We start from the raw sequence: 21,899 nt of genomic DNA on the forward strand, positions 1-21,899 counted from the left end.
TCAATGTGTATCATTGAATTGTTTCACTTTTTCGGCAACCTGATAACCTACGTCGAGGATCGATTCATCGGCGGCGCTGGACAGGAAGATGCTTGTGGTATTGCTCTCGGGCAGGTGCATCACCACCACCGACCAGCCGCCACTGTGCCCGGCCATTAAGTCGCCGTTTGCGTAACGGTATTCCCAGCCCAGCGCAAATCCTTTCAGACCTTTAACCGGCGTATAAAGCCGCTTCAAACGCTGCGCATCCAATAATTGGTTCGTCTGTAATGCACCCACGAACCGGACCATATCCCGCAGGCTGCTGCACATGCCAGCCGTAGCATAATCCGCATATACATAATCGGGTGTGACCGCCTTGAAACCTCCATCGGCCGCCTCGAAAATCCTTGGTTTGAAAATACCGATCTCTGTATGGTGGGTGATGAAATGCGTGTCAGTCATTTGAAGTGGCGACAGGATTTTTGTACGCAATATTTCCTCGTACAATTTCCCGTATACCTTTTCCAGGATCACCGAAAGGAGGACAAAGCCAGTCTGCCCGTATCTCGATTGCGAACCTGGGTTAAAATGCAGCGGCAGTTCAGCGGCGTAGGATAGATAGCCCGCCCGGGTCATATTTTCGGTAGTTTCGAGAGGCAATGCGGCGTATCCCGCATTCTCGCGCACATCCGGAATGCCGTCGGAATGGGAGAGGAGCTGGCTGATGGTTACAGGCTGCCAGGTAGCCGGGAGGTTTTCAAGATAGTCGGAAACTTTGCCGGCGAGGCGCAGCTTGCCTTCCTCCACAGCTTTCATCACCATTACACTCGTGAAAAGTTTGGTGGTCGAGGCCAGAATGAAAAGGCTTCGGTCTGATACCGGCGTACCTGTTTCGGGAGTTTCTTTTCCCTGCAAAAAGTCAGCTTCTGTTTGGCCGTTTCTCACCATCGCCCAGGCAACCGGCGCCTCAAAAGGCAGCTTTTTTGTCCGTGCCTCTACCAGTCCGGCGACTTGATTGGCGAGCTCGTCGGTGCTGCCGGGTGCAAGTTCGTAGCGTTCGCAGGCCAGCGGAAGCAACGCGGTGAATGTGAGAGCCAGCAGGTTACCGGCTCTCAGGAATTTATTTTTCATGGCTTTTAAAAATATTAAACTGAAATGCGGAGATCAGTAGGTAAAAACGGTGCGCATCGTATAGGCATCCATTTTACTGCCGGTGTGCCGGTATTTGGTCAGTAATTCTTTGGGATAGCCGTCGGGATTATAGGTGTATTTGTAATCGTAAGGTTCATACTCCGGGCGCCCGTGACCGTAATGCTTTCTTGGGAAAGTCCTGTTGTGCATATCGTGCTGGGAAAAGTTCAGCTCGGGTAGCCTTAGGTGGGCGTAGGGGTTCAGGCTGTTGTCGTAGTCGTAATAGCCTTCCTCATTACCGCCGTTATGACTTGCATAAATGTCGTAGATCGTGCGTCCTGCTGCCATTTTCCGGGAATAATAGTCAGTATACTTTCCATTTTCCAGATGGTACTGTACATCAATGCGGTAAGCCTGCTGATTCCCGGAATAGGTGTCAAGTAAAAAGTAGCCGGCCTTTGCGGAGATTTTTTCCAAACCTTTCACTTCTTCCAAAGCCACCACGCGGTGCTGGTTATCGTAGCGGGCGGTCAGCGTTTTAACCGGTTTATTACCCTCGTCGTAGCTTTTAATGGAAGTAATGTCTCCATTGGTGTAGGCAAACAAGTCTGTCTGCATAATATAATTGCTAAAATCCGCCCGCTTGCCCCAAATGGTCCGTTTGGTAATGTCGCCGTTGGCTGCATACTCATAATCGGTTTTGCTGAGCGGCGTGTTTTTACCCTCTACAATTTTTACCTCCACGATGGATTTGATTTTTTTAGGTTCAATCTGCAAACCGATCGTGTAGGAGGCATTGTCCTGCAACTCTGCCTGCGTGAACGTCCGCTCTGCCTGGCCTCCCCATTTGTTGATCGTGAAGTGGAAACGCGCGCCTTTGGCTGGGATATAAATGTCGTCGGGGCCAGGTAAATAGTAGATTTTGTAATCCATTTCATTCTTCGTATCCCAGCTGCGGACGATCAGCTGGACGGGTATGCTGTCGTACACGATTTGCCCCACTTTAATAACCGGCCGGATCGTGATCCGCTTGTCCGACGGCGGTTGCGGCTGGGGCTCCTGGGAATCAAGGGAGTCGGGCGGGGTGTGGCCGCCATCCTGGCCGGTCGTGTCCACAGGGTTTTCAATGTCGGTATCCGGCTCGATAATATCTTTTTTACACGAAAAAGCGGTGAAAAGCAGTAAAGCGGAGGTAATGAGGATGATTAACTTTTTCATGGCTAAAATGAATTTGAAACTGACTTTTTAAAACAGATACTAACTTTTTGGGCATAACAAAGCCGGTCTGCCTTTTTTCAGGGGGCATAAACGTAACAGGTTATACGAAGTGGGTATGCAGGCTACACGATCCGGTTTTTGAGGGCTTTGGCCACGGCCTCGCTTTTGGAGTTCACCTGCAATTTTTCATAAATGTTGCGGATGTGGGTCCGCACGGTGTCAATGGAGATATTCAATGCAGCTGCCACCATTTTATAGCTATTGCCGTCGACCAGCGATTTGAGTACTGCCTTTTCTTTTTCGGAAAGACCGTAGTTTTCGTCGCCTGGCGACATGCCGGCAAACATTTGAAGCACCTGCGTGGCAATAGATGAATTCATCGGCGCGCCGCCTTCGTTCACGTCGCGGATCGCGCTGATAATGGCGGAGGGGTTGCTTTTTTTTAACACATAACCATTGGCGCCGAAGCGGATCGCATCGTAAATGTTACGGTTATCGTCGAATACGGTGAGCATGATGATTTTGACCTGCTGGTTTCTCTTGCGGATCATCCGCACGCCATCGATGCCGCTGGCACCGGGCATATCAATGTCCATCAGCACCACGTCCGGTTTGAGGAGTGCCACGTCGGCAGCGGCATCTTCGCAGTTCCCGAATTTCCCGACAATAGCAAATTCCTCTGTGCCGTCGAGCAGCAGGGCCATCGTTTCGCGGAATTGCTCCACATCGTCGTAAAGTAGTACGCGTATCATATTTCTCGTTGTTATGGCTTTGCTTCCTGGTCCGAAGCGTTTGGTAATGCAAAGATCATCGCCCGCCAACTCCCGAACAACGCATATTTATGCGATCGGCATGAATAATTCAATGCTTGTGCCCGCCCCGCGCTGCGACCTGACCGTCAATGTACCCTTTACATTCCCTGCGCGGAGCTGCATATTTTTCAGCCCATTTCCCCTGACCGCACTGCCTGCCTGCGGAATTTCGAAACCCACGCCATTGTCCGTAATGCGCAGTGTAAGCTGAGTACCTTTTTTTGCCAATGAAATTACCACGAGACTGGATTCGGCATATTTCACAATGTTATTCAGCGCCTCCTTGAAGATCAGGAAAATCTCGCGTCGCGCTTCCATCGAAAAATGCAGCTCTGGGACCGCGGGGTCGATCTCGAAGCGGTAGTCGATTTGCTTGGGTTCGAGGATGTTTCCGGCCGTTTCTTTCATCCGGGTTACGATTTTGGCTATGCTGTCGTTCACCGGGTTGATACTCCACACGATATCGTCCATCGCGTCCATCATCTGGTGGGTGCTCTGGCTGATCGTGCTCAAATATTGTTTGCTTTTTGTTTCGTCCAGTGATTTTTGTTGTAAAGCAATGTTGCTGAGGATATTAATTGTACTTAGCGTGGAGCCCATGTCGTCGTGCAGGTCCCGGGCGAGGCGGTTGCGTACCTTTTCGATATGTAACAATTTCTCGACGCGCTGCCGGTGCAGGTAAAAAAGCACGCAGGCGGTAACCACGGCTAGCAGCAGATAAAACCAGATCGTTTGCCAGAAAGGTGGCTGAATGCGCAAGTCGAAACGGGTAACTTTCGAAGAATATTCGCCCAGCTCATTTTTCGCTCTCACCAGAAAACGATATTGCCCGGGTGGCAGGAAGTTGTAATTCACCTGTCCGCGCGCCGGGGCTTGCAACCAGTTTTCATCGAGGCCTTCCATTTTATATTCGTACAAAATCCTTTCCCGATGGGCAAAACTGAGGGCTGCAAAATCAATTCGGAAGCTGTTGTGCGTGTAGGGCAAATGCGTGGTTCCGAGCCGGAGCAGCGAATCGACGGATAAAAACCGGTTGTTTAACTGAAAACCGGTGATCGTTACTTCGGGTGGGCGCACGGCGGTTTTATACTCTCCGGGATCAAAAATGACCAGATGCTGGTTGCCGCCGAATGCCAGCCGCCCATTTGCGAGCGCGGTGCTGCGTTCGGGTACGTAACTGTTATTATGAATGGTGAGCAGACCGTCCTGCTGGGCGTATTTGGTGAGTGTCCTGGCAAGCGGATCGAGTTTATAAATGCCGCTGCTGCCCCCGATCCAGACTTTCCCAAAGGCGTCCTTTTGCATGGCATATTGCGTCCCGGATAATTCTCCGTCCGGAATGAGGTCGAAATGAGCGGTGTAGGTTTTCGGGTTGATGACTCCTAATTTTTCCCCACAAACCAGCACCATTGTATCGTTGACGGCGAGGATATCCCTGAGTCCCACGATGTGGCTGGATCCGGTTTTTGAAATGTTAATAGCTTTTAATACCGCCGCATTCCGGGTGTCGATCACGTAAAGGCCCTTTCCTGTTACTGCCACCCAAAGCTTGTCGCCGGGCATCAGAACCATCCTGCTCACAGCCCCTCCGAGTGCTTGTTTTGGCAGGAGCTGCTTTTCTGCAAAGGGTTGTTTTGGGTCAAAAGAAAAGATATTTCCATTCGCCAGGCCCACCCAAATGGTGCCTTTTGTATCCTTCACAATCTGACGGACGTCGCTGTCCTGAAATTGTTTCGGATTGAATAGTGTGGCCGTTTCGGCCTGCGGCGCGTAGCGTGCCAGTCGTCCTCGATCAAAACCCACCCAGACGTTTCCTGCATTGTCTTCACAAATCGACAGTACACGCCGGGTGGCCTCACCCAGCCGGGCTAATGCTGGGACCGGGCCAATTTGCGGGTCATTAAATTCATTGCGCAGCAGGTAAGTCCCCCGGCCCCACGTCCCGATCCAGAGGCGGTTTTGCCTGTCAGAGAGCAGGCTGCTGATCACCCCGGATTGTTTCTCCTGACTGAACATAATGTGTGTATACTGGTTTTTGTTTCCCCTGGTGTAGTACAGGCCATTGTCAGTAGCAACCCACAAAATGCCTTCCCGATCTTCAAAAATCCCGGAAATGGCATTGAAATGTATACCGTACGGATTATTGGCCGGCGAGCGCAGATCTATAAACGATTGGCCGTGATGGCCGCGGAAGTAGTTGTGTCCGTAGGCAATGGTGATCGAGTCTTCGTAATTTCCAAAGCCATATACTTCAAAAAAGTGGCTGCCGTCGGGATTGTTCATGCCCATCGTATCGGCAGTAAAAATTCCTTTCTTTCTGTCAAAACAAAGGAACTGCGTGCGGGAAGGCCCGGCTGAGACCATCCAGTAAAGGTTCTTGTTGTCGATGTGCATTCGGGAAATGACCGGCGGGACCTGTTTGCTGCGGAGTAGCGGGTCATTCAGCGGATTGCGCGACCGGGAATAATAGGTTTTGCTTTTTTTGTCCCAAAAACCAAAATCATTTTTTGACAAAACCCAGTACCTGCCCATTTTCGGGTCGGGCACAATGTCGGTGATTTGAAGGGAATCGGGTAGCTGGGCGGGATTATTTGTCCTGGAAAACTCATTTTTCTCCGGATCGAAGTATTGATGGTTCTTTCCGATATGTACCAGGAATATTTTTCCGGCATCATCTTTCCTCAGCCAGATCTTGAAAGGGCCGTATACCTCCTTATTTCCCTCGTATGCTATATTTTGAAAGGAAAAATTTTCGGCATTGCATATCCCTACTTTGCTGCCGGACCTGACCCAGAGCCTGCCGTCCCCATCAGCCAGCATCTGGTCCACGCGTTCGCGCAGGACAACCCGCATATTGTTCCCGTCAAAACGCTGCAGGCCGCTTTGTGAGCCGATCCAAAGGTAACCTGTTTTGTCCTGCCAGGTACACAGGATTTGGTTGGAAAGCAAGCCTTCCCCGATTGACAACCGGTTGAAAATGTAATTCTGCCCGTAGCAAGCCCAGCTAGCCTGAATGAGAAGCAGAATGAGGAAGGCCCTGGAAATCATTTAACAAAGTTGGTTGACTGTCCTGTATCGAGAATTGTTTAGATGTGTGAAAATATAAAGAAAAGCTTACGGTCTGATAGAGGGTTGTCTACAGTTGTCTTTTGCTGGCCATTTGTGGCCGTTTATTTCCCGGCGTTGGATAGCGTATAGTCAATACAAACCAGTTAGGGATGTTCAAACCGGCTAAAAACAAACTGCTGGTACATTCAATGGTCTTTTAGCCGGGAAGGGATCAACATGTGGGATCGACCTGGGCCACGAGCGGTCGGATTCGCCGGCAGTAATATCCGATGCCGTTCTTTTACGCCAGAACTCAAATCGGATTTCCCGGCACGATATTGGTACAAGCTGTCAACAAACAAACTAAGAACAATATGGCAACTGAAAATGTAAGCGGTGTTATCAGGGATCTGATCGAGATTAACAATGACCGCGTAGCTGGCTTTGAGAAAGTGATTGAGGATATCAATGATGAAAATGTTGACTTGAAAGCGATTTTTGCGGAATACGCGCAACAAAGCCGAAAAAACGTGCAGGAACTTTCTGCTATTGCCGGCACTGCGCCGCATCTGGAAGAAGATAAAAGTGTTAGCGGAGCCTTGCACAGGGCATGGATCGATGTGAAATCGCTGTTTGGCGGCAGCGACCGTGCAAGTATTCTCTCAGAAGCTGAGCGTGGCGAAGATGCGATTAAAAAAGCTTATCAGGACGCGCTCAATGACAACGGCCTGCCTTATCAGGCACGGGAAATTGTTAGCAGCCAGGCGCAAGGCATCAATGCGGCGCATGACAGGGTCAAAGCCTTGCGGGATACGGCCAAAGCCTAACATTGAAGACTAATACCAAAGCTGCTTCTCTCGGGATGCAGCTTTTTTTGTTTTAAACCGGGTTGAAAAATGGCCGGAAAACCATCCATGTGTTGATTTTAATATACACAGGTATCGATGGAAAGGCGAGATCGGCTCCTAAACCTGGGTGAGTAGCAGGCCTGCTGCTATGAGGCAAGTCGCAAACACCCTATGTCCATAAAAATCCCTCCTTCTCCGGATTTTTTGTTTGAGAAAATCTGAATGCCAATCCGGGCCAATCAACTGAATTTCTTTCTGCTGCAAAACTTCCCCGACACTCAACGTATTTTTTTATATTGTCTGTAAATATCTCAAACTCTCCATGCCGCTATTGCCGATATCCTTAATAACCAGCCTGGGATTATCTATACTCTCGGGTCTGATAAAGTACTACAAAAGGGACATAACCGCTCATAGTTCCGAAATAGCTCTTGAAAGTCTCGACGGAATATTCAGTGGGGTGCTAGGCAGCATTTGCCATGAAGGGTATAGCCATGTGCGGGATAAAATCGCAAATGCGCACAACATTGATAGAAATTCCGATATTGAACGCTGCAGTCGCCTGGCTTTGCTCAATGCACTTATTGCGTTTAGCGAAGCCTGTCTCCCTAATATAGAAACCTTGAATATCGGGGCAGAGGACAAGAAAGCCTGTCTGGCATATCTGCTAGCTTCCCAGAAAAGAATGCGGAGCAAAATTGAACAAATTCCGTTGTTAGATCACAATGCGCTGGTCGCTTCGAACAACCTGTCCCAGGACAATCAATATCTGGATCAAATATTATCCAAATCCCTCTCAACAGAGCAGCTGAAGGAAATCACTTCGAACACAACCCATCTCGTTTTGTCCGAATACGTGCTTCCGAAGGAACATGCGCTTTTCGACCATTTAAAGCAATGGATAGAAAACGGCACTCCTAATGGGGCTGGTTGGTTTCCATTCTATGTGTTAGAGATGCACAGCAACTTAAAAAAAGATAACCCCGCCTACTGCAAGAATGCAAGAAGGATACTGCAACAAAAACAACTTGCTGAAATAAAGATTCTCTCCTATACGAATCTGAAAAAGCTCGATGAACTGCATTTTTTATCTTCAAAACTTAAAACAATTCTCCTTGAAGTCCGGCGATCGCTATCTGCGCAGATTCTGGAAGTAAGCCTTGATGTCAAGCTCCTGAACTCAAAAATCGACCGACTTCTGATCGCACATAAAAAGAGCGACAACTGGAATAAGAAATTAAATCTCCACCTATTAAAAGGCTCGTTGAACTACTTCACCGAGTTAAAAGGGCCAAATGGCCCATTCAGAAACCTTGCAATCGAAGGCCAGATTTTAGCTGACATAGTTCAGGTCGAGAAGAGCCAAACCCAGGCATTGCCTATATCAGTCAAAGACTCTCTTGGACGAACAACGAGCCTTCTTGATGGCTTGGAAAATGCCTGGAAAGCAAGAAACAAAGAGACGCTAATTATCGGCGACGGTGGCATGGGAAAGACAATTTCGCTACTCCATCTTTGGGAATCTTATCTAAGCTCCGCAACTGAAAAGAAAACAAAATACTTAGGGCCGGTTCCAATTTTTATTCGGCTTGATGAATATAATATCGTTACTGAGTCGGAACGTGAAGGATTTATAGTTAACCGAATCTGCTGGCACTACCTGGGCGTAAAAACCAAGAATAATGCTACGATAGACGCCCTTTGGGCTGCTCTGACTGTAAAAAGCAGCACAGAATATCCGGCGTTCATTTTACTGATAGATGGCTATAATGAGGTAACAGTAGCGAGGGAACACAAACGACATCTTCTGCTCGAATTGCAGGCACTTAGTCAAAAAACCCACTCCTGCCAATTTGTTCTATCCTCTCGTTACCACCTGGATTTTACCTGGACAAATGATATTCAAACGTTAGTCCTTCAATCGCTGACAGATCAAAATGTCAGAAGCTATCTGAAAAAGCAGGGGATACATTTTGACAGCAATGCGCAAATTGACTCGTTCATTCAAATACCCATGATGCTTACTATTTTTGCAAATACTTGTGAAATAGTAGAGGAATATAAATCTGACGTTAGATTTAATTTAAAAAAGTCAGTTACGACGTCCGGTGAATTACTTTGGAATTTTATTGAATCGCAAATAATAAAGCTGGCAAAAACCTACGAAGTATTCCCATACAAGTACTCATTCAGCGATTTTTTAATACGTCACTTCATTCCATATTTAGCTTACAGAATGGAATATCAGGGGCATTATATTCTAAGCGAGAGTGCAATGCGGAAAATCGTTGATGAGACATGTCAATACTTTTACAACGAGCGTTTTTTAGAAGTCAATCCGAAATACAATTCCCATTTTCTGGACTTCGATTTAGGAAAATCAGGTTTCGCAGAACAGGCGAGCAGATTCGCCAGAATTATTGACGCAATATGCCTGGAAATCGGATTTATAAAAAAAGATTTAAGTGGCTATCAGTTTCTGCATCAGAATTTCAGAGATTTTTTTTCAGTAATCCATATCTTCAACGAGCTCACGAGCGATCGACAGCTTGGAATTCAAACTACGATTCTGCGAGATCGGGTTTTACCTTATGAAATTCGACAATTCCTGGGTCAGGTGCTCGGAGAACACTATCATGAGGAACCGGCATTCTCCCACTCGACACTTCTATTATCCGCCCTAAATAGCAACAGGGGAATTTTTGAAGAGGACTCCGTCGGTTTTACGATAGCCAATATTGTCAACGTATTGCGGGATTGCAGACAGCACCTTGGCGGGATCGACTTCTCAAATCTGAATTTATCCCGAGCGAATTTCCAGAAAGTAAGTTGCTCAACAAAAGTTGTTGACGGTTACCAGACCGCGAACTTCCAAAACAGCCTTATCAATGAGAATTGTTTTATTCGTAGCGAACACCAGGGACAAATTACTGATATCGCATTTCATCCCAAAGGACGCTTTTTCGCATCGGGATCTTTGGATCGGACCATAAAAGTATGGGACATATTTACAGGGCAGTGTCTATATACCCTGGGTAACTCTGGCCAGGAAGGCAGTCACCCATACGGAATTTATAATATCAGTTTCCACCCTACGGAAGACACTCTGTTTTCTACTTATCTGGACGGATCGTTCAAAATTTGGAATCTCACGTCCCGCTCTTGTAGATACACATACCTGAATCCGGAAGTTGTTGAAATTTTGAAAAAGGCATCTCGCTTAGTTTTGTCTCCTGAAGGAAGCCACTTCATTTTTAGCGGCAAAGTATGGCAACTTGGTGACGGTGCGCCGACAGTCGTCAAAGAAGGTTTTCCGTCAGCGGAGATCTTTCACCCGGGCGGTAGTTCGTTTTTGTCTTTCTCTGAGCGCCAAATTTACCTTTGGGATATTGAGACTGGCATAAATATTCACACATTCAAAGGGGTCGACTTGAGTAGATCAAATCCTGACGTCGAAGCCGTCCAGAAAAAGACCAGCTCGGCAAGGTTGCAGCCTAAAAAGGGACACTTGAAAGAGGTGTTATGTGCGTCCTTTCAGCCTGGCGGCGACAAAATTATTACAGGGGGCGTAGATAATGCTGTTTGCGTATGGAATACTAGTTCCACCGACGCGCTTTACATTTTAAAGGAACATACAGGAAACGTGAATTGTGTAGACTTTGGCCCCGATGGATCCACGTTTCTATCTGCTTCTTCGGATAAAACAATTAAGATGTGGGATCTTAATTCCAGACAGTGTTTGCAAACTTTCAAAGCGCATCAAAGCAGTGTCACAAAAGTTAAATTTACGCCGGATGGAAAATTTTTCGTGTCTGCTTCAAATGATCGGACTATTAGGATATGGGAAACCAGATCTGGACAATGCGTTTTTGTAATCGAAAGAACCGAGAGTCCAATAAACCGCTGCGTTTTCGATCGGACAGGTGAGCGTTTTTTGGTCAGTACCTATGACAATTCTATCAGACTTTGGGACTCAAATAGTGGAATTTGTTTAAATACTTTCACCGGTCACGCAGAGAACGTTACAAGTTTGGCATTTAATCCGAATGGTGACCGATTTATCTCAGGATCATCCGACTCGACTATTAATCTGTGGGATGTTCATTCGGGAAAATCTATTGCAACATTCGTCGGTCACACGAAGGAAGTTACTTGCTTGGCGTTCCACCCGAATGGCCAGTCGTTTATTTCCGGATCCAAGGATCGCTCGATAAAGGTGTGGGATATTTCTCATGAACTGGCCCTGAAGTCATTGAACGAGCATCAGATGGCTATCTCATGTCTCCAATTCGACGCTTCGGGTAAATACTTCTTTTCCGGTTCCTGGGATTGTTCCGTCAAGGTTTGGGATTTCGGTAAACTGAATGTCATTAAGAATTTGCTGGGGCACTCCAATACCATTCTCAGCATTGGTTTTAATACTGATTCAGGAACTTTAACAACGGGGTCGGAAGATCGCACGATTCGGATCTGGAACATCAGCGAAGGTATCGAAGAAAAAATCATTCACGCCTTCCCCGATGTAATCACAGATATTTCCTTTAGCGCAAACAGCCGGCATTTATTTTATGCCAGCAGGGACGGGAAAATATGTACCTGGACGGAAACTGAGAATAGCTGGCGGCACAGGGCCGATAAATTCACAAAAAATAACCCAATCATTCGGTTAGCCTTTTCAGATGCCGGTGAACAGCTGCTATCTGTTTCAAATCAGGGCCACATTAAAATTAGACCGATAAGACCGGAATCGGAAGGAAAAGACATCGAAATAAAAGCAGGCCTCTACGTGTCAGGTTGCATTTTTTTCGACTTTCACCCAAATAGCTCGGTATCCGGTACATTTATTAAGACAATGCGTGACCATGGGGCAGCTTTTGACACGAACGACCTGCTAAACTTTAAGCTGGCATCCGGCACATCTGACTAACGTAATTTGGCTTCTCCGAACAACTCAACGACACCACCTAACTCGCCAAAAGGATTTGACAATGGGTTTTGATTTGGTTTTAGAACATCTTGGTTAAATCTATATCGTTCAGAGAATTCACGGAGGCCCAAACGCTCCTTTTCATTTATAATGAATTGATAAAAGTTGGCTCTAAAAGTTTCATAGTTAATATCTTCAATTTTGGCGTTTTCAATCGCCAATAATTCTTTGACATATCGTTTAACAGCCTGAGGACCAAAATCTGTAACAATAGCTTCAAATTTTTCAGAAATTAATACGTGAGATAATTCGGTGAAATCTGAAATAATAGCATCCATACCAGAGTATCGCATAACTCTATTTATAACTCCTCGCCCTGACATAAGACTATTAAAGCGTCTTTCAATTGCCTCAATACGCATTTTCCCGAATTCAGCAGAAGCCCTAAATATTAAGTAACATGTTGCTGTCAAAAAAGTATAATCATCTATAAAGAAACTTAAATGCAAATAGTCTATGAAGGATAGGTAGCTTTCACATTCCGTATGGTAAGTACCTGTCTTGTTGTCAATTTGACTACTTAATATAAAAAGAGTATGATTCTGATATGCAGCCAGATTTTGGTCTTTGTCTAAACTGTTAAAAAGCTTTACACTTCGGACATCGATTCTTGGATTGGCTATGATGTTTTTCCAGTGTTCGGTTTTGAGGTGTTCGCGTTCCTCCCATGTTAATTGGAACGGCTTTACAGGGATACTGAAATTGTCCGCATCATTCCGGCTGTCTGAAAGAACAAATGCCGCCACATAAGGCTTTTCTTTGGCGGGCAAACTTTTTCTATTTGCGTCGAATACCCTTTGATATTGCCGACTTAAACTAGCCGGTAGATCTTCCAGAACCTTACTAAAATAAGACAACGGGTCACTAATCTCTATGAAATTCTGATATTTTAACCATGGCTGCTTCCAATACTTTGACTCAGCGCTCCAGTCTGCTGGTTGGATATAGCCTACAAAGCTTTCAATACTGCCAGACATATTTTGTTCCCAGATGGATTCTTCCCGGTCGAGCAATTTTTGCAGCAATAAATTAGTTTCAGGTTTGAGTTGCTGATTGAGTAAGTTGTTTAAACTTTCAGTCGATAAATTTTGTCTTATACTACACCAGAATTGCATATAAAGGGCGGGCAGATAGTCATCAGATATACGTCCGAAAGATTTTTCAGCATCAGACCATCTTTCCGCAAGTGCAAATATGTGACCTGCATAATATAAAGTTATTACTTCAGAAAGCTCATTCTCTAATGCATTATTTGATAAGTCGACAGCATTTTCAATTATACATTCAAGTTCATCGGCAGCAATTGCTAATCTCGTCTTTGCTAGGAGAAAATAGTACTGGCTTTTAAGATCATTTTCGTTTTCCCGATCAAGTCGATCAAGTGTGTTTAGTGCAGCTATTGTGTTGCCGCGAAAAAAATTCAGAATTGCTAGCTCTCGATCACACTCGAAGCTGTGCAACGAACTGCTAGTTTTACCTGATAACCATTTGGCGTAGCGAATGTCTTCTATATAAAGAGACGATAAGTCATTGTACCACTTCAGAAACGATTCTATTAATAATAATTCAGGGTTTTTCTCGAAATAATCGATTACAAAAAAAGGAGCATTCAGATCAGTTTTATAACATTGAAGAGCCTCATATTCATGGTGTTTCGCGCCCAGAAAAAAGAATTTATCTAAACACTCCTGTGCCTCGAACTTTCTGTTCTCTTGCATATTAATCTTTGCTAACACATACCAGGCCGGAGAGTAATCAGCTTCGAGGGATATTGAGGACAGGATCGCTGATCTAGCTTCTACCAGGTTGTCCAATGAAAAAAAGATGACGCTTTGTATATAATAAAGATAGCGCATCTCAGCACCGTTGATCTCTCCCTTATAAGTTGCTTGCAGTGCTTCATTGTACCGCTTGCGGGAAGATTCGATAGCGGCGATATAGACATAAGGATTCGAGCTTTTAAATTCTTCATCGTGCAAGGAGCGCTTAAATGCTGCAAGTGCCTTTTCCTTTTGATCAAGCATGAGTAGACAACTGCCAAGATTATACCAGGCGGCGCCGCTCAATGGATCAATGCGCAAAGCTTTTTCGGCCCACTCGATTGCTTCGTCAAAGTATGCCATCGCAAATAATGCCGCAGCACCATTTTGATAAATAGAAGAATCACAATCGTCTAATCTTACTGCTTTTTCTACCGATGCCATAGCTAAGGCCGGTTGATTGATACTCAAAAGTATAGCTGCCTTTATATCATGAAGATTGGCTATATCCGATCTATGCTCTATCGCTTCATCTATCATACGGAGCGCTTGTTGTGGATTTCCTGTCTCAAAAAGCTGCGTGGTGAGACCAAGTTTTCCATAGGCTTTTATTGTTGACACTCTAAAATTCAGCTTTTCGTTGTCGGGATAATCATCCAATGCAGCCATTAACCGAAACAATTCTTCCCTGCGACCCAGACGGCGCAGAATTTCGGCATCAATGTCGGCGACAAATAATTTGGCAACTTTCGGATCTAAAGCTGGAAAGCGATTTTCAGGCCGGATATAAATTCCAATGGATTCAAATTCATCCGTATTAAAGTTTAACAAAAAACTATCAGCGATGTCAGCAAGACAGCCAAGCAATGACGCTTCATCATCTTGCACAAAAAACTCCAATGCTTCATTAAATTTATTCTGTAAACTCTCGGTATCACTCATATTTGATTGATGTCAGTTCTGTTAAAAGGATCGGTTTACCGGCTCGGTCAAAGAATGTGACGAATGTTTTGCAGGTTACGTGCAAAGTGAGGGATCTTTATTTTGGTACCAAGATCAGCATCTCGAAGCAAAAATCATATACAATCCGGCTATATTTATACACCCTCATTGGATAATTTTCGTGCCCGTTATGGATGTCAGATCAACGATCACCCCGGCAGTTGCGGGTAGCTTGCAGTTGTGGTAAAAATCGGGGGTAACAGGGCCAGGCGACGCCTATGCGCCGATTGTTGTATAGAAAATCAGTATGATCCTTGCGTATTGGGTTGCCTTTGAGTGTGGGCTCAGAGATGTGGGAAGACCGGGTTAACGCTGCCGGAACAGGGGATGAGGTAGCGGCATAGAACAATAAATGCATCATTGTTGCATTTAATCGATTGTTTTCTATATTTGCAACATTGTTGCAAATATAGAACTTCATGAATTACAAAAAACTTCCGGTAACCGTTTTAAGCGGCTTCCTTGGTGCAGGAAAGACTACGCTGCTTAACCACATTCTTCATAATAAAGACGGATTGAGAGTGGCAGTGATAGTCAATGACATGAGCGAGATCAATATCGATGCCCAACTTGTCAGAAACGAAAACACATTAAGCCGCACCCAGGAGCGACTGGTCGAAATGTCAAATGGCTGCATTTGCTGTACGCTGCGGGAAGATCTGATGATTGAAGTGCAGAAACTGGCAAAAGAAAACCGTTTCGATTATTTATTAATAGAGAGTACCGGGATCTCCGAGCCTGTGCCCATCGCGCAGACTTTCAGTTTTACAGACGAAGAGAATGGTATCGATCTGTCGAGATGGGCGACTATTGACTGCATGGTCACCGTTGTGGACGCATTGAACTTTGGTAAGGACTTTGGCTCGATGGATACCGTGATAAGCAGAAAAATGAATGATGATCAGACCGATACGCGCACGATCGTCAATTTGCTTACCGATCAGATCGAATTTGCAGATGTGATCATTTTGAATAAAACGGACCTGGTTTCAAAGGGTGACCTTGGTGAGCTTCATGCGATCATGAAAGCTTTGAACCCGGCAGCGAAAGTCATCGAAAGCTCATTTTCAAAGGTTTCCCCGAAAAGCATTTTGAATACGGGTTTGTTTGACTATGAGAAAGCAGAGCAGTCTGCGGGTTGGATCCAGGAGCTTAATAAGGTTGAAAATGGGGGCCACACCCCTGAAACAGAAGCGTATGGAATCAGCTCGTTTGTATTCCGCGACGAGCGTCCATTTCATCCAAAGCGCTTTTGGGACTATGTATCACAAAATTGGCCAGCCGGGGTGATCAGGAGCAAAGGCTTGTTCTGGATTGCTTCACGCCAAAATGACGCTTTGAACTGGAGCCAGGCGGGCGGCTCGGTGCGGGCAGAGTCTGCGGGCGTTTGGTGGGCAAGCATGCCACAAAGTCAGCGGCTCCGTTATCAGACATATATAGATCACCGTTCGCAGATCGAATCACGCTGGGGACGTTTCGGTGACAGACTGAATGAGCTGGTCATGATCGGGCAAGACCTGGATGCGCAATTGATTGTGTCAGAACTGCAGGCGTGTTTGTGCACAAATGCAGAAATGATTCAAATGGAAAAAGGTCTGGCATTTCACGATCCATTTCCGGTATTGTAGGTTTAAAAATGACTACGGCAGCTATGGATTAAATATGATGGTAACATTGACTTTTACAAGATCAGCCTGGTTTCTGTTGTTAGTACTGTTTTTTCTGACAGTTCCGCTTTTTGCACAAGACATAAAAAAGCAGATTGATAGTCCGGCGAAAGAAGATAGCAGCACTGTAATGAAAGATTCTGCTCAGCAATTAAAAGCCGTCACTGTTACCGCCAGAAAAGATGCCATTGAAATTGATAGAGGAAAACTGATCTATAATGTCGGCAATAGCCCGGCGAGTGCAGGGTCATCCGCGCTGGACTTGCTTCGCAAACTGCCTGGCGTGAGTATCGGGCAGGATGACCAGATAATGCTTAAAGGCGCAGGTGGCATTAATGTGATGATAAATGGCAAAATGACCTATCTTTCCGGGCAGCAGCTGGTTCAGCTTTTAAGAGGTATGAGTGGGGAAAGCATCGCTAAAATCGAGCTGATCTCTGCGCCCGGGGCTGAATTTGACGCGGCAGGCAATGCAGGCATTATCAATTTTGTGACCAAGAAAAATGTGTTTGTAGGTTATTCCCTGGATATTTTGTCTGGGATCTCCAAAGGAAGGTCCTGGATGAACAATCAAAACGTATCAGCAAGTTATCGCAATAGCAAAGTAAACGTCTCAGGCTCTTTTTACTACAATACCCCGCACCGTTTTATGCAAAGCCGGACCAGTAATACGGTACTGGATCAAGGACAGCGGATTAAGCTTGACCGCAGGCTGCAAACGCCTACAAAAATTAACTTTTATACCTATAAAGTAAATATAGACTGGCAGCTTTCGCCAAAACACCAGTTAACTGCCGGGTACAACGGTTACCTTGACGATTATGTAAAAGATAACGCAATCTCACGCGTTAGCAGGTTGGACGCACAAAGCAAGCTCATTGGCGTGGTAGAAAGTACCAACTATCTTGCAGAGCCATACCATTATGACGCGGCCAACCTGGGCTACCAGTTTTTGATAGACAGCGCGGGCAAGCTTACCGCTGATGCGCATTACATTTCATACCGCAACCTTTCCGACGGACAGTTAACAACCAGATACCTGGACGCGCAGGGAAAGACAGTTGCGCCTGATGAGCAGTTGCAAGTCCATCAGCCTGGGACGGTCAGCATTAAATCAATCAAGGCAGATCTGGACCTTCCTCTCCCTGGTTTTCTTGTAAAGGCCGGCTTGAAGTACGCGCAAGTTCATAACCAGGCCAATTATCGTTTTGATTCATTGGCAGCCGGCGCGTTCATCGAAGCCGAATCGATGTCGAACAGGTTCCGCTACACCGAGGAGATTGCAGCTGCCTATGCATCAGTTTCCGGCAAGCTTGACAGAATACAGTGGGAGGCGGGTGTCCGCATTGAATCAACAAACGCCAGAGGTTATACGCTCGAAGAAGAGGTTGATCAAAGCTGGAAATATACCAGGCTATTCCCATCCCTTTCCGCTGAATACGAGATCAATAAAAACAACAGAGTCAACTTCTCTGCAAGCCGCCGCATTAGCCGTCCTGCCTATTCAACCCTAAATCCGGTGCGGTGGTATTATGATCAATATTTCTACTATTCCGGAAACCCGTACCTGCGGCCGGAAATGGCATGGACCTACTCGGCAGGTTATACATTAAAAGACCGATATGTACTTTCGGTCAGCTACTCAACGCGTAGTAACTACCTTTCCCGCAGATTGGCAATCGAAGAAAATACGGGGGCGATCATCAGCCAAAGCGCTAACCTGGGCAGTATGAGGCGCTTTGATTTGACCGCCTCGGTTCCATTGCATTTGCTTGCATTTTGGGATCTCCAATTGACCGCTGGCACAAGCTATACGAGCTACCCGATTCCCCTTTTAGAGTCTGAGGAAATAGCTGCATTATGGGCTGCGAGCGCCATGCTGAATCAGCATTTTAAATTACCAGCAGGCTTCAATGCAGAACTCTCAGCCACCTGGACGTCCAGGGAGCTTTGGGGTATTTATCAGAAAGAAAGTATTTTCCTTACTGATTTTGGCCTAAAAAGGTCATTGATGAAAGGCAAATTGGATGTCCGGGTCGCCTTCACTGATTTTCTTGGGACAAACCGTTACCGTGGACGCTCGCTGACTGACTATACCGACTACCGTTATGACGACCTTCCTGACACGCGGAGGGTCTCGCTTTCGGTCAAATACCATTTTGGCGGGCAATTGCAATCTGGCCGGTCCCGTCGCATTGAAGAGCAGGACCGGCTGTGAGCTGTAATTTGAAACGTTAATGTGAGCGTAATGTTAGGTGGCGCGCCAGCAAACAAGCGTGAGTTTTTCGGTCAGATCTGTTAATTTGTAACCTCAAATCAACATGTTCAGAACTTGTCTACTCACCAGCACCTCCTGTTTCAGACCCTGTGCCTTCGGCATGAATTCCCTGCCACAGAATTTGAAAAGTTCATCCCGCTTTTTCAAAAACGGCATTTAGAGAAAAACGAGATGCTTTTTCAGGAAAGCGACGTGGTCAGGAGCCTGGCATTTGTTATGCAGGGCGCCTTGAGGCAATTCCAACGTACGGCGGAAGGCATCGAGCGGAACATCTTTTTTGCGGAAGAAGGCTGGTGGGGCGGCGAAATGGACAGCTTTATCAACCAGGTTCCGTCGACCATGAGCATGCAGGCGCTCGAAGACTGCGAGCTGCTTACGCTCGACCGAGAGCGTTGGGAATATGCCACCCGGAACTTCCCTGATTATGCGTTGTATCAAATTAAAAATCGCGGCCGCACCGTGGCTTGGCTCAAAAACCTGCTGAGCAATATGAGTACCGACACCCCGGACGAGAAATACCGCCGCGTTTTGAAAGAAAATCCCCATTGGATCAACCGGTTTTCCCAGTACCATATCGCGAGCTACCTGGGCATTACCCCGGAAACATTGAGCCGCATCCGCAAGCGAAACATACATTTGTAAAATTTCTTGATTACAATCAATTTTTACTCCGGATTCCCTGTGTTGTTTTGTCATAACAATAAACTTGCGTTATGAAACCTTCCGAAATAATCAACCTGGGCAATGGGCTGGAAATACATTTTTGTCTGGACGCCGCAGATACCAATGGCCAGTTCACACTGTTTAAATGCGTGATCCATTCCAATGCCAAGGTTCCCGCTGCACATTATCATGAAAATTTTGATGAAACCCTGTACGGTCTGAAAGGGTCACTCACCCTGTCTGTCGATGACCAGGTAGTGCAGCTTGGCCCGGGCGATCACTATTTTATCAAGCGGGGGCGCGTCCACAGTTTTTATAATCAGACAGACGAAAGCGTCGAAATTCTCGCATATGCCAATCCGGGCGTATTTACGTCAAATTATTTCAAAGATATCCTGGACATCATCAGCGCAGGCGGCCCGCCGGATATGGCAAGGCTTAAAGAAGTAATGCTGCAATACGGGCTGGTGCCGGTAGCCAACTAATCTCAAGATCTTCCATTTTACTCAACGTTACCTGGCGCGGACCTGATCCACCGTGCCAGGATCCTTTCGTTATGTCGAATCATATCCAACCCCTTCGTCATGAATGCTAGAGTCTACCTTTTTGCCCTGTTGCTTTTTACCAGCGTACCCGGCTTTGGGCAATCCGATTTCATTACCGTATGGGACATGTCAAAACCTGGCCAGGACCCTGCGCAGATAACCTTCAAAGCGACGGCCGTTAACCTGGTATCCTACACCTGGCAGGAAATCTCACCGGGCAATGCATCCGGGTCAGGCACGTTCCGGGATGCATTGGTAACGATCGCTGGCCTGCCTGCAAATGCGCTCATTGAATTGCGCATACAACCTGCTGCCCTCCGGTCCTTTCGTTCGATGTTTGAAGAATGTCAGCGACTAATTGACATTAAACAGTGGGGCACGGTGCCGTGGAACGATATGTCAGCCTCGTTCGCCCTCTGCGAAAACCTGAATATTTCTGCAACGGACTTTCCCAACCTAACCTCGGTAAGAAGCCTGAGCCAGATGTTTTTCAAGTGTAAATCGCTAAACAGCCCTGCCAACATGGGTGACTGGGATGTGTCCAGGATAACGTCCATGGTAGGCATGTTTCAAAATGCAACTTCGTTCAATCAGCCGATCGGAACCTGGAATGTTTCAAACGTGCGAGATTTCGAGGGGCTTTTTTACGCCGCAAGCTCTTTCAATCAAGACATTTCAAGCTGGAACGTATCGAATGCTACCGATATGAGCCATCTGTTTACGCTGGCATCTTCTTTCAATCAGCCAATCGGGAACTGGCAGACTGCCAAGGTCACAGATATGTCTTATTTATTTAGCGACGCGACCTCATTCAACCAGCCCATTGGGAATTGGGACGTATCCCGCGTCACAAATATGTCGGACATGTTTCGTAATGCTGGTAATTTCAATCAGGATATTCATTTATGGAACGTGTCTAATGTCAGAGATATGAATAGCATGTTTTTAAGCGCAACTGCTTTTAACCAACCGCTTGCGGACTGGAATGTGCATAATGTTTTGACCATGTTTCAAATGTTTTTCGCTGCCGGGTCTTTCGACCAGTCTCTGGAACGGTGGGCAGGCATACTTCATCCGTCTGTAAACCTGGAAGGTATGCTCAGCCGCTGCGGGCTGAGTGTGGGAAATTACGATGCAACACTGGTAGCCTTTGGCGCGGAAGGGCCGGCAGGCAGGAAACTGGATGCAACTGGCCTGAATTATTGCGCTGCCTCACAGAGCAGGGCTCACCTCGTCAAAAGCGTTGCCCAAGGCGGCAAGGGGTGGACCATTTCGGGCGATATCAACATCTGCCCTATGCCGGTTTCGTTGGTATTTTTCGAGGGGAACAGGTCCCCAGATAATCAAAACAACCTTGAATGGGTTACAGCCGATGAAATCGGTTTCGACCGGTTTGAAATACAGCGCACAGCCGATGCCAAATCCTTTGAGACGATCGGTATTGTGAAAGGCGGCACCAGCTCGACGGCGGAGTTAAGCCACTACCGTTTTGTCGATCACGATTCCCGGGGCAAGCTTTATTACAGGCTGAAAATGGTTGACACAGACGGTAGTTTTGAGTTCTCGAAAATCCTTGCGATCCAAAATGACGAGCGTTCCGGCGCAGTCGGTGAATTCTATCCAAACCCTGCCAGGGAAGCAACTACGATCGATATCTATGCGCCCGGGAAATCAGAGTGGCTCATTTCCACAATGGATATCTCGGGACGATTATTGCAATCGCAAAAAGCCTTTCTCTCCCCCGGTATCAATAAAATCAAACTGACAATGCCGAAAGCAAGACTGAATTTTGTCCGCTTCGAGAGTGGTAAACTTGTTGAGGTCAGGAGATTGATTTCGTTAGATTAGTCGGTCCAACCGACCGCCCGTCAATTATACATGTGTGCTGAAATTGCGCGATCTGCATTAAGATCGTGTACTTTTAAACATGCCAGTTATCCTGGTATCCAGCGTTAACC

At 46.3% G+C, this 21,899-nt stretch carries 12 protein-coding genes; 7 read left to right on the plus strand and 5 right to left on the minus strand.

What is annotated here, in order from left to right; genetic code table 11:
• The 4 genes from FXO21_RS18820 to FXO21_RS18835 form a co-directional block, all read right to left on the minus strand.
• Nucleotides 1-1,113, minus strand: coding sequence for a serine hydrolase domain-containing protein (locus FXO21_RS18820; RefSeq protein ID WP_149641531.1), 1,113 nt, complete (start codon nt 1,111-1,113; stop codon nt 1-3).
• Nucleotides 1,114-1,146: 33 nt separating this feature from the next.
• Nucleotides 1,147-2,331: a hypothetical protein gene (locus FXO21_RS18825; RefSeq protein ID WP_149641532.1), complete on the minus strand. Its 1,185-nt coding sequence runs from the start codon at nt 2,329-2,331 to the stop codon at nt 1,147-1,149.
• Between the two features lie 122 nt (nt 2,332-2,453).
• Nucleotides 2,454-3,083 carry a response regulator transcription factor gene (locus FXO21_RS18830; protein WP_149641533.1) on the minus strand — a complete coding sequence of 210 codons (630 nt, stop codon included), beginning with the start codon at nt 3,081-3,083 and terminating at the stop codon, nt 2,454-2,456.
• A gap of 87 nt (nt 3,084-3,170) precedes the next feature.
• Entirely contained in the window at nt 3,171-6,191 is a 3,021-nt protein-coding gene (locus tag FXO21_RS18835; protein WP_149641534.1) for a ligand-binding sensor domain-containing protein, read from the minus strand.
• A 374-nt stretch (nt 6,192-6,565) separates the two neighbouring features.
• On the opposite strand from FXO21_RS18835, the gene FXO21_RS18840 reads away from it, so the two are divergent.
• Both FXO21_RS18840 and FXO21_RS18845 read left to right on the plus strand, forming a co-directional pair.
• Nucleotides 6,566-7,018 carry a ferritin-like domain-containing protein gene (locus tag FXO21_RS18840; RefSeq protein WP_149641535.1) on the plus strand — a complete coding sequence of 151 codons (453 nt, stop codon included), beginning with the start codon at nt 6,566-6,568 and terminating at the stop codon, nt 7,016-7,018.
• Nucleotides 7,019-7,361: 343 nt separating this feature from the next.
• The gene (locus FXO21_RS18845; protein WP_149641536.1) at nt 7,362-11,966 is read left to right on the plus strand and encodes a WD40 domain-containing protein; all 4,605 of its coding nucleotides are present in this window, start codon (nt 7,362-7,364) and stop codon (nt 11,964-11,966) included.
• On the opposite strand, the gene FXO21_RS18850 is transcribed toward FXO21_RS18845, so the two are convergent.
• Nucleotides 11,963-14,728 carry a tetratricopeptide repeat protein gene (locus tag FXO21_RS18850; protein ID WP_149641537.1) on the minus strand — a complete coding sequence of 922 codons (2,766 nt, stop codon included), beginning with the start codon at nt 14,726-14,728 and terminating at the stop codon, nt 11,963-11,965. The genes FXO21_RS18845 and FXO21_RS18850 overlap by 4 nt on opposite strands.
• Nucleotides 14,729-15,207: 479 nt before the next feature.
• Here FXO21_RS18850 and FXO21_RS18855 point away from each other — a divergent pair, with 479 nt between their 5' ends.
• From FXO21_RS18855 to FXO21_RS18875, 5 genes are all read left to right on the plus strand, one after another.
• Nucleotides 15,208-16,416 (plus strand): GTP-binding protein, encoded by a 1,209-nt coding sequence (locus FXO21_RS18855; RefSeq protein WP_149641538.1) that lies wholly within the window; start codon nt 15,208-15,210, stop codon nt 16,414-16,416.
• A 34-nt stretch (nt 16,417-16,450) separates the two neighbouring features.
• On the plus strand, nt 16,451-18,673 hold the full coding sequence (locus FXO21_RS18860) for an outer membrane beta-barrel family protein (protein WP_149641539.1): 2,223 nt from the start codon (nt 16,451-16,453) through the stop codon (nt 18,671-18,673).
• 114 nt (nt 18,674-18,787) lie between these two features.
• Complete coding sequence (locus FXO21_RS18865) at nt 18,788-19,375, plus strand: Crp/Fnr family transcriptional regulator (RefSeq protein ID WP_149641540.1); 588 nt, start codon at nt 18,788-18,790, stop codon at nt 19,373-19,375.
• 71 nt (nt 19,376-19,446) lie between these two features.
• On the plus strand, nt 19,447-19,881 hold the full coding sequence (locus FXO21_RS18870; RefSeq protein WP_149641541.1) for a cupin domain-containing protein: 435 nt from the start codon (nt 19,447-19,449) through the stop codon (nt 19,879-19,881).
• A gap of 99 nt (nt 19,882-19,980) precedes the next feature.
• Entirely contained in the window at nt 19,981-21,789 is a 1,809-nt protein-coding gene (locus FXO21_RS18875) for a BspA family leucine-rich repeat surface protein (protein WP_149641542.1), read from the plus strand.
• Nucleotides 21,790-21,899: the final 110 nt, after the last annotated feature.

The sequence above is a fragment of the Dyadobacter sp. UC 10 genome, from assembly GCF_008369915.1.
Lineage (GTDB): Bacteria > Bacteroidota > Bacteroidia > Cytophagales > Spirosomataceae > Dyadobacter.

What these genes read in the sequence shown, in the direction of transcription:
- FXO21_RS18820 (WP_149641531.1), bottom strand. Translation starts at nt 1,113, where the DNA reads ATGAAAAATAAATTCCTGAGAGCCGGTAACCTGCTGGCTCTCACATTC.
- FXO21_RS18825 (WP_149641532.1), bottom strand. Translation starts at nt 2,331, where the DNA reads ATGAAAAAGTTAATCATCCTCATTACCTCCGCTTTACTGCTTTTCACC.
- FXO21_RS18830 (WP_149641533.1), bottom strand. Translation starts at nt 3,083, where the DNA reads ATGATACGCGTACTACTTTACGACGATGTGGAGCAATTCCGCGAAACG.
- FXO21_RS18835 (WP_149641534.1), bottom strand. Translation starts at nt 6,191, where the DNA reads ATGATTTCCAGGGCCTTCCTCATTCTGCTTCTCATTCAGGCTAGCTGG.
- FXO21_RS18840 (WP_149641535.1), top strand. Translation starts at nt 6,566, where the DNA reads ATGGCAACTGAAAATGTAAGCGGTGTTATCAGGGATCTGATCGAGATT.
- FXO21_RS18845 (WP_149641536.1), top strand. Translation starts at nt 7,362, where the DNA reads ATGCCGCTATTGCCGATATCCTTAATAACCAGCCTGGGATTATCTATA.
- FXO21_RS18850 (WP_149641537.1), bottom strand. Translation starts at nt 14,728, where the DNA reads ATGAGTGATACCGAGAGTTTACAGAATAAATTTAATGAAGCATTGGAG.
- FXO21_RS18855 (WP_149641538.1), top strand. Translation starts at nt 15,208, where the DNA reads ATGAATTACAAAAAACTTCCGGTAACCGTTTTAAGCGGCTTCCTTGGT.
- FXO21_RS18860 (WP_149641539.1), top strand. Translation starts at nt 16,451, where the DNA reads ATGATGGTAACATTGACTTTTACAAGATCAGCCTGGTTTCTGTTGTTA.
- FXO21_RS18870 (WP_149641541.1), top strand. Translation starts at nt 19,447, where the DNA reads ATGAAACCTTCCGAAATAATCAACCTGGGCAATGGGCTGGAAATACAT.
- FXO21_RS18875 (WP_149641542.1), top strand. Translation starts at nt 19,981, where the DNA reads ATGAATGCTAGAGTCTACCTTTTTGCCCTGTTGCTTTTTACCAGCGTA.